This window comes from Corallococcus sp. AB045 (assembly GCF_003668895.1).
GTDB classification, from domain to species: Bacteria; Myxococcota; Myxococcia; order Myxococcales; family Myxococcaceae; genus Corallococcus; species Corallococcus coralloides.
Window position 1 is genome coordinate 1 of the sequence record NZ_RAWN01000307.1, and the last position, 7756, is coordinate 7756.

Genomic DNA, 7756 nt, shown 5'->3' on the forward strand with positions numbered 1-7756 from the left:
CTTCTGGGCGCGGGACTCCTCGGGCTGGGAAGCACGGCGTGTGGTGGTGGTGCTCCGGCGGACGAAACTGGGGATGTGACTGGCGGTACGGAAGCCCAGGGGACGCTCCCCGCGCCGGCCCCGGAGACGGCTGCTCCCTCGCCTGGGACCCAGGCACCCACCCAGGCGCCCTCCGCGGAGACTCCGGCGCCCGCGGCCCCGGCGGCGAGCCCCTGGTCGCTCAAGCAGGGCGGCCCGCAGGACGACACGGGCGCGGGGCTGGCGGTGGGGCGGGGCGGAGATGTGCTGTGGGTGACGTCCGGCACGCCGCGCTCGGATGAGGACCGGGAGCAGGTGGACGGGGAGCGGCTGGTGCTGACGCTGTCCCGCTATTCGGCGGACGGGACGAAGCAGTGGGCGAAGGAGTTCGAGCGCAACCGCCTGTCGGACCTGCGCGTGGCGGGCTCCACGGGAAGTGATGGCGCGGTGTTCCTGTCCGGCAACGCGTTCCTGTACTCGGCGGACTTCGGGCTGGGCGAGGCGCAGGACGGCTTCCTGGTGAAGTTCACGCAGGCGGGCGAGCCCGAGTGGCAGCGCCGCGTGGGCCAGAAGGTCTACGCGGTGGCGGCGGACGCGGCGGGCGGAGTGGTGGCCCTGGGCGAGGAGTGGACGACGGAGGCCCACACGCCCCAGTTGGTGCGCTACGCGGCGGACGGCACGGCGAGCTGGACGAAGACGTTCGACGGCGCGAAGGAGGGCACGCTGCTGTCGGCGGTGGCGCTGTCGGGGACGGGCACGTCGGTGGTGGCCGGGCGGCTGGTGGGCCCGGTGACGGTGGACGGGCGCACGTTCGACGCGCAGGGCACGGGCGGCTTCGTGGTGCTGGCGTTCGGCGCGGACGGAGCGCTGGCGTGGGGCCGCGAGGTGCCGGGAGTGAACGGCCGCGTGGGCTCCGTGTCGGTGGGTGCGGACGGCACGGTGGCGGTGGCCGGCGAAGCGGTGGGCCTGCTGGTGTGGAACGGCGTGGCGCTGGATGAGGGCGGCCCGTTCGTGCTCACGGCGACGGCGGACGGGCAGGAGCGCTGGGTGAAGCAGCCCACGTGCGGCGCGACGTCGGTGGGCACGGTGGCGGCGGTGGAGCCCTCGGGCCCGGTGGCCACGGCGTGCGGCAACATGGTGACGCGCTACGCGGCGGACGGCGCGCTCCTGGGCACGAAGTCGCTGGCGCCGGAGGCGTGCGAGAGCGGCACTTGCTCGCTGGCGGCGACCACGCTGGTCGCGGCGCCGGAGTCCGGGCTGGTGGTGTCCGGCTGGCAGCGCGACGGCGCGGGGAACACCTGGAACCAGGATGCGTTCCTGCGGTTCGTGACGCCCTGAGCCCGACGGAGCCGTGGGCCTACGCGGTCGCCAGGCCCACGGCGCGTACAGCGTCATGAACGAGGCCGCGGACCCATGCGTGCTTCGGGTCGCCCTCGTTCCCAAGATGCCAGGCCAGGAGCATCTCGAGGGGAGGCATCGGGACAGGCAGTGACCGAAGCGCGAGCCCAAGTGCCTTCGCGTGCGAGGTGGCGAAGCTGCGCGGAAGGACGGCGAGCCGGTCCGAGCCTAGGACGAGCGGCAGTGCCAGGGAGAACGTGGTCACCACACGCGTCACTCGACGTGAGAACCCCTCCTTCTCCAGGAGCACGTCGATGCCGCCGCGGCGCGACTGCGCGAGTGGGGCCACCAGGACGTGCTCCCACTCGGTGAACCGTTTCAGGGTCATGCGCCCGGTGGCGAGGGGATGCGCCCCGCGCATGACGCAGACGAAGTCGTCGACGAACAGGCGCTGCGAGCGCAGGTCCCGCTCCTTCGCGATCTCCGGGACGATGGCGATCCCGCCGTGCTCACGCAGGAACGCCCCCAGGTCCGGTGTCTGGGTCCGGAGCGTGAGCAGGGCCCCGGGAGCACGTGCCGCGAGGAGACGGTCGAGCGTCGGCAGAAGCAGCTCCGCGACGCGGTCCGACGTCGTCACGTAGATGTCCCAGGTCGCGGTCGCCGGGTCGAAGGGACGCCCCTGGTCGAACAGCCGCCCGGCCGCCAGCATCACCTCCCTGGCGGGCGCGCGAAGGTCCTCGGCCCGCTGCGTTCGCACGAGCGACCTTCCGTTGCGGACCAGGAGCGGGTCGTCGAAGTCGACGCGCAGCCGGTGCAGGGCATTGCTCGCCGCCGCGGGCGTGATTCCCAGCTTCTTCGCCGCACGCGTGACGTGAGCCTCTTCGAGGAGGTGGTGGAGCGCGCGAATGTGGTTCAGGTCGAAGGCCGAGAGTTTCACGGCATGAACAATAGGCCTTCCCACCATCAAGTTCCGCGAATTCATGCCGCCCCGTAGCTTGAGGGCCATGAACGCACTCACCTACAGCCGCTTCGGCGGTCCCGAACTCCTGCAGCACACCCGGCAGCCGGCGCCCCGCGTCCGCGCCCACCACCTGCTCATCCGCGTCCGAGCCGTCTCGGTGAATCCCATCGATGGGAAGATCCGGCGTGGCGAGCTGCGGTTGCTCAGCGGTGCCCGCTTCCCGAAGTCAACCGGCTCGGACTTCGCCGGTGTCGTCGAGGAGGTGGGTGCGGGCGTCAGCGGCTTCTCCGTCGGAGACCGCGTGTTCGGCTTCCCCGGAAGCATGCGCGAGGGAACGCTCGCCGAACTCATCACGGTCGCGGCGACGTCCGTCGCCAGGGTTCCGCCAGGGCTCGACGACGTCGGGGCCGCGGCGGTCTCGATGGTGGGGCTCGCGGCGCTCCAGGCATTGCGTGACGTCGCGCGCGTCGCTCCCGGCGAGCGCGTCCTTGTCAACGGCGCGACGGGAGGTGTGGGGTTGATGTTGATCCAGCTTGCCCGGGCGCGTGGTGCGCACGTCACCGCCGTCACCTCCGCCGCCGGTCTGGCCGCGGCACGGCAGTACGGCGCCGAGGTGGTCCACGATTATCGCGCCCGGCCGCTCTCGAAGCTCGGTGCGCGTTTCGACGTCGTCTTCGACCTGAGCACGAAGCTGTCCTTCGCCGAGGCGCGTGGCCTCCTCACGCCTCGCGGCAGGCACGTGGGGTTCGAGCCATCCCCCCTGTCACTCATGGCCTCCGCCCTGCTCGGCCCTTTCCGTCGCCAGAAGCAGCTGGTGCTCGTCACCAAACCGTCCGCGAGGGACCTCGCGGAGCTCGCGGGGAAGTTCCAGGCCGGGGAGCTCCTCCCGCCGCCCGTGGAGGTGTTCGAGCTGCCCGACGCTCGAAGCGCGTTCGAGCGGTCCGAACGAGGGGGCGTCATCGGCAAGGTCGTCATCCGCGCGGCCCCCGCTCCCACGTCGCCTTGAAGGCCCGTCTCAACCTCACACACCGCCGCATCCAGGAGTCACCCATGTCCACGCGTCATCTCGTCGACCCTTCTCTCCTCCCCCTCATCGCCCACGAGTTCCTCCCGGGGCTCTCCCGCGAGAACCTCGCGGACGGCCGCACGTTCATGGACCAGATGATTGCGTCCATCGCCCCCCGGACCACCGCGCTCCGGGGCGAGGTGCGCATTCCCGGGCGGAACGGAGCGCCGGACGTCCGGCTCGTCATCCAGACTCCGCCGGGCCACGCCACGGCACGGCCCGCCGTGCTGCTCCTGCACGGCGGCGGCATGGTGATGGGCAGCGCATCCATGGGCGAGGGCTTCGATGCCGAGCTCGCCCTCGCGCACAACGCCGTCGTCGTTTCGGTCGATTACCGCCTCGCGCCGGAGGTGCCGTTCCCGGGTCCCATCGACGATGTCTACGCGGCGCTGCGCTGGGTCCACGCGAATGCCGCGTCACTCGGCGTCGATCCGTCGCGAATCGTCCTCATGGGGCAGAGCGCTGGTGGCGGGCTGGCCGCCTCGCTGGCGCAGCTCACCCGCGATGACAACGGGCCACTGCCCGCGGCGCAGATTCTCATCTACCCCATGCTCGACGCTCGTACGGGGACGCCCCTGGAGGTGGACCCCAACCCGACGACGGGCGAGTTTTCGTGGACGCGTGCGCACACCCGCTTCGGCTGGGAGTCCCTGCGCGGGGACTACCTCCCGACCGACTCTCGCGCCGGGCACTTCTCGGCCTCGCTCGGCCAGGACGTCTCGGGCCTGCCTCCCGCCTTCATCGCCGTGGGCTCGCTCGACGTCTTCTTCGACGAGTCCATGGACTACGCCCGCCGCCTCTCCCGCGCGGGAGTCCCGGTGGAGCTCCATGTCTACCCCGGGGCCATCCACGGCTTCGATGCCATCCCGAACGCCTGGATGACCACGAGCTTCAAGCGCGAGCTGAACGAGGCGCTCACCCGTGCGCTCCGTGCGCCGCCCGAGCTGGCGTCGTGAACCTAAGCCGCCGCGGTGTTCAGCTTCAGGTCCTGGTTCAGACCCGCGTCCTTGCGCACGCGCCAGATGTACTGGTCCAGGAAGTAGTGGTGCAGCGCGAAGCCCCAGATGAAGCCTTCCATCAGGTCCCGCAGCATGAGCCCGCTGCCTCCCATCGCCAGCTTCGCGTCGAACGCGCCGCAGCCCGGATGCACGCCCATGCCGCAGCCCAGTGTCCGGTACACCAGCGTGAACGCGAGCCCGCAGAGCGCGTAGACGATGAAGCGCTGACTCACCTTCGGTGCCCAACCGAACGCGGTCCGGTCCACGCCTTCCGCGTGGTAGCGGTTGCGGTGAAAGAACCAGACGATGCCGTGGTACTGCACGTTGTGGAACGCCGTCACCGCCACGGTGAACATCAGGAAGTCCATCCGCCGCGACACCGACGGCCAGAACACCAGCGACGTCAGCCCCAGCGCCGCGCCCAGCATCAACAACTTGGGCCCGTTCACTCCCAGCCCCCGGCGCCACCGCCACACCTGCCTCGCCGCCAGCACCCCCACCACCGCGAGCACCAACGCGAAGCACGCGTGCGCCACCCCGACCTCCCAGGTCGGCTCCGCCAGCAGCCCCAACCGGCGCCGCGCCCCCGGATGCGTCAGCGCGAACGCCACGAACGGCGCGAGCAGCCCCACGTACAGGGTCACGCTGTCCAGCCGCCGGTCCCACGCGTCCCGCTCTCCGGCCTTGCGTTGGTAGAGCACCATGATGCCGTAGTGCTGCCGCACCACGTGCCAGTACGCCCACAGCGCCGCCAGCGTCACGAACACCGCGAACGGCCAGCGCTGCCCGGACAGCACTGACGCCACGAACACCGCCGGCCCCGCCGCGAACCAGCCCAGGCTGCCCCACAGCAGCCGGGCTCGCGCCTTCCGCTCCCGAGCGTCCAGGTACGTGCGCGACACCGTCGCGAACAGGTGCGGCCCGTCCAGCAGCAGCACCCACGCCCACCACAGCGGCGGCCCGCTCACGCCCCCCAGCACGTGCAACGCCATCAGCGCCAGGCTCGCGCCCAGTCCCCCGACCGTGGAGAGCAGGTCGTGCCGTCGGTCCACCAACCACCGCGCATGCAGCGGAGCCGGGGCGAAATGGGGAACCGCGTTCATCGGGGGACTCCCGTCCGGTGGACCCGGATCTCTTCCAGCGGGAAACGAAGTCCCAGGATAGCGGGGACATACAGGTAAGTCAGATGCGCACCTGGAGGTCTCGAATGGATACCGGACGGACGGGCAGGGGGCCAGAACCCCCTTGAGGGAATGGCCCCCGGACGCGACAGTGCTGAACCATGGATCAAGGTCGGCGTACCTCGGACCGCAAGTCGGTCGGTCTGTTGGTGAAGCTCAAGCATGAGACTGTGGGGAGCTTCACCGAGGAGTTCGCCACCAACATCAGCCCCGGGGGCATGTTCATCCGCTCGCGCACGCCGCAGCCGGTGGGCACGCCCGTGCGCTTCGACGTGCAGATCGCCAACGGCGTGCGCGTGCTTCAAGGCACCGCGACCGTGCGCTGGGTGCGCGACGTGAACGACCCCGCGGGGCCTCCGGGCATGGGGTTGCAGTTCCAGGAGCTGGATACCGCGAGCCGCGCGCTCGTGGACCTGATGCTCCAGCGCAAGCCGGGTGGCAGTGCCGTGCCCGCCGCCGCGCCGCTGCCGTCCATTGCTCCGGTCGTGGCGCCGGGCATCGCGCCGTTGGCCGCGCCAGGGATCGCGCCGTTGAGTGCGCCGGGCATCGCGCCGGTGCGTCCGCCCGTGGCCGCGCCGCCGGTTTCCACCGCCGCCGCGCCCCGGCCCGCCGCCGCCCCCGCGCGTCCCACCGCCGTCGCACCTCCAGCCGCGCCCGCGCGTTCCGCGCAACCGGCCGCGGGCGGCGTCGCGCTCGATTCATTGTTCGACGACCTGGATGCGCCGTCCGCCCCCGTGCCCGCGGCGGACGAGCCGTTCTCGCTGGGCGGCGCGGACGAGCCGTTCTCGTTGGGCGCTCCGGACGAGGACATGGGGCTCGCGCAGGCGGACTCCGCGAACGACGTGGACATCCCGCTGGACGAGCTCATCGCGGGGACGCCTCCGCCCACCGCGCAGGGCGTGCTGTCGGGAGACGACGAGCCGCTGCCGGGGCTCGACTTCGAGTTCGAGGCTCCGGCCATGGATTCGCCCATCGCCATGGGCCAGCCGCTGGATGAGGTGCCCATCGAAGTGGGGCTCTCCGTGGAGGACGACGCGGCTTCGGACGCGGGCGACGCGGGTGGGTTCGAGCTGGATTTCTCGGATGTCGCTCCCGCGCCGCCGCCTCGCGCCGCGCCGGTGCCTCCCGCGCCCGTGCAGCGCGCGGCCCCTCCGCCTCCGCCCGCCGCGATGCCGGTCGTGCCGCCGGTGGCTCCCGCCAGGCCCTCTGGCGGCAGCGCCGAGTTCGACTTCGACCTGTCATCCCTGGACGACGAGGCTCCGCTGGAGCTGGCGCGCGAACCCACGTCCTCGCCGGGCCGTCAGCGGCCGTTGGGGCGTGAACCCGCGTCCTCGCCCGGCCGTGCCGCCGCGCCGGGGCTGGGGCGTGAGCCTGGATCCGCCGCCGGCCGTGCCCCGGGGCTGGGGCGTGAGCCTGGATCCGCCGCCGGCCGTGCCGCCGTGCCGGGCCTGGGACTCGAGCCTCGCTCTTCCGGTGGTCGCCCTGCCGCGCCGGGCCTGGGACTGGAGCCTGGATCCGCTGCCGGCCGTGCCGCCGTGCCGGGCCTGGGACTCGAGCCTCGCTCTTCTGGAGGTCGTCCCGCGGCGCCGGGCCTGGGACTGGAGCCTCGCTCTTCTGGTGGTCGTCCCGCGGCGCCGGGCCTGGGACTTGAACCGCTCTCCTCTGGCGGACGTACCGCCGCGCCGGGCCTGGGGCGTGAGCCTGGATCCGCCGCCGGACGTCCCTCCGTGCCAGGTCTGGGGTTGGAGCCTGGATCCGCGGCGGGTCGCGCCGCCGCGCCGGGACTGGGCCGCGAGCCTGGATCCGTGGCGGGGCGTCCCGCTGCGCGCGCTCCGGGTGAGCTGCCGCTGGAGCCCGGCTCCTTCGCCAACCGTCCCGCGGCGCCCGGCCTGGGCCGCGAGCCCGGTTCCGCCGCGGGCCGCGCTCCCGACCTCTCCCAGGAGCCTGCGTCGTCCTGGGGCCGCGCCGTCCCGCAGCAGCCTCCCGCGCCGCAGCGCCCGTCCGGCGGCAGCGCCGAGTTCGACCTGGACCTGTCCATCGACGACGACGGGCCGCTGGAACTGGCGCGCGAGCCCGTGTCCTCTTCGGGCCGTCTCGCCGCGAGGCCCATGGCCCCGCCGCCGCCGAGCGTGCTTCCTCCCTCCGTGCGCCAGGCCCCGCCCGCGCCCGCCGCCCCGAGCGCCCCCGCGACGCT

Annotated in this window: 6 protein-coding genes; 4 read left to right on the forward strand and 2 right to left on the reverse strand. The window is 72.6% G+C overall.

The features are described 5' to 3' along the window. On the forward strand, positions 1-1356 hold a 1356-nt coding region (locus D7Y21_RS38920), incomplete at its 5' end, for a hypothetical protein (RefSeq protein ID WP_370039911.1). Positions 1357-1375: 19 nt separating this feature from the next. On the opposite strand, the gene D7Y21_RS38925 is transcribed toward D7Y21_RS38920, so the two are convergent. Then, a complete protein-coding gene (locus D7Y21_RS38925) occupies positions 1376-2374 on the reverse strand; it encodes a LysR family transcriptional regulator (RefSeq protein WP_121718410.1) in 999 nt (332 codons plus the stop codon). On the opposite strand from D7Y21_RS38925, the gene D7Y21_RS38935 reads away from it, so the two are divergent. Next, positions 2361-3323: an NAD(P)-dependent alcohol dehydrogenase gene (locus D7Y21_RS38935; protein ID WP_158627417.1), complete on the forward strand. Its 963-nt coding sequence runs from the start codon at positions 2361-2363 to the stop codon at positions 3321-3323. The two genes, D7Y21_RS38925 and D7Y21_RS38935, sit on opposite strands and share 14 nt — an antisense overlap. A gap of 44 nt (positions 3324-3367) precedes the next feature. Continuing rightward, positions 3368-4339: an alpha/beta hydrolase gene (locus D7Y21_RS38940; RefSeq protein ID WP_121718411.1), complete on the forward strand. Its 972-nt coding sequence runs from the start codon at positions 3368-3370 to the stop codon at positions 4337-4339. 2 nt (positions 4340-4341) lie between these two features. Here the strand turns inward: D7Y21_RS38940 and D7Y21_RS38945 are convergent, their stop codons facing one another. Beyond that, a complete protein-coding gene (locus D7Y21_RS38945) occupies positions 4342-5484 on the reverse strand; it encodes a hypothetical protein (protein ID WP_121718412.1) in 1143 nt (380 codons plus the stop codon). A 179-nt stretch (positions 5485-5663) separates the two neighbouring features. Between D7Y21_RS38945 and D7Y21_RS38950 the strand changes: the two genes are divergently transcribed. Further along, positions 5664-7756 (forward strand): TIGR02266 family protein (locus D7Y21_RS38950; protein WP_121718413.1); only part of this gene is annotated, 2093 nt, incomplete at its 3' end.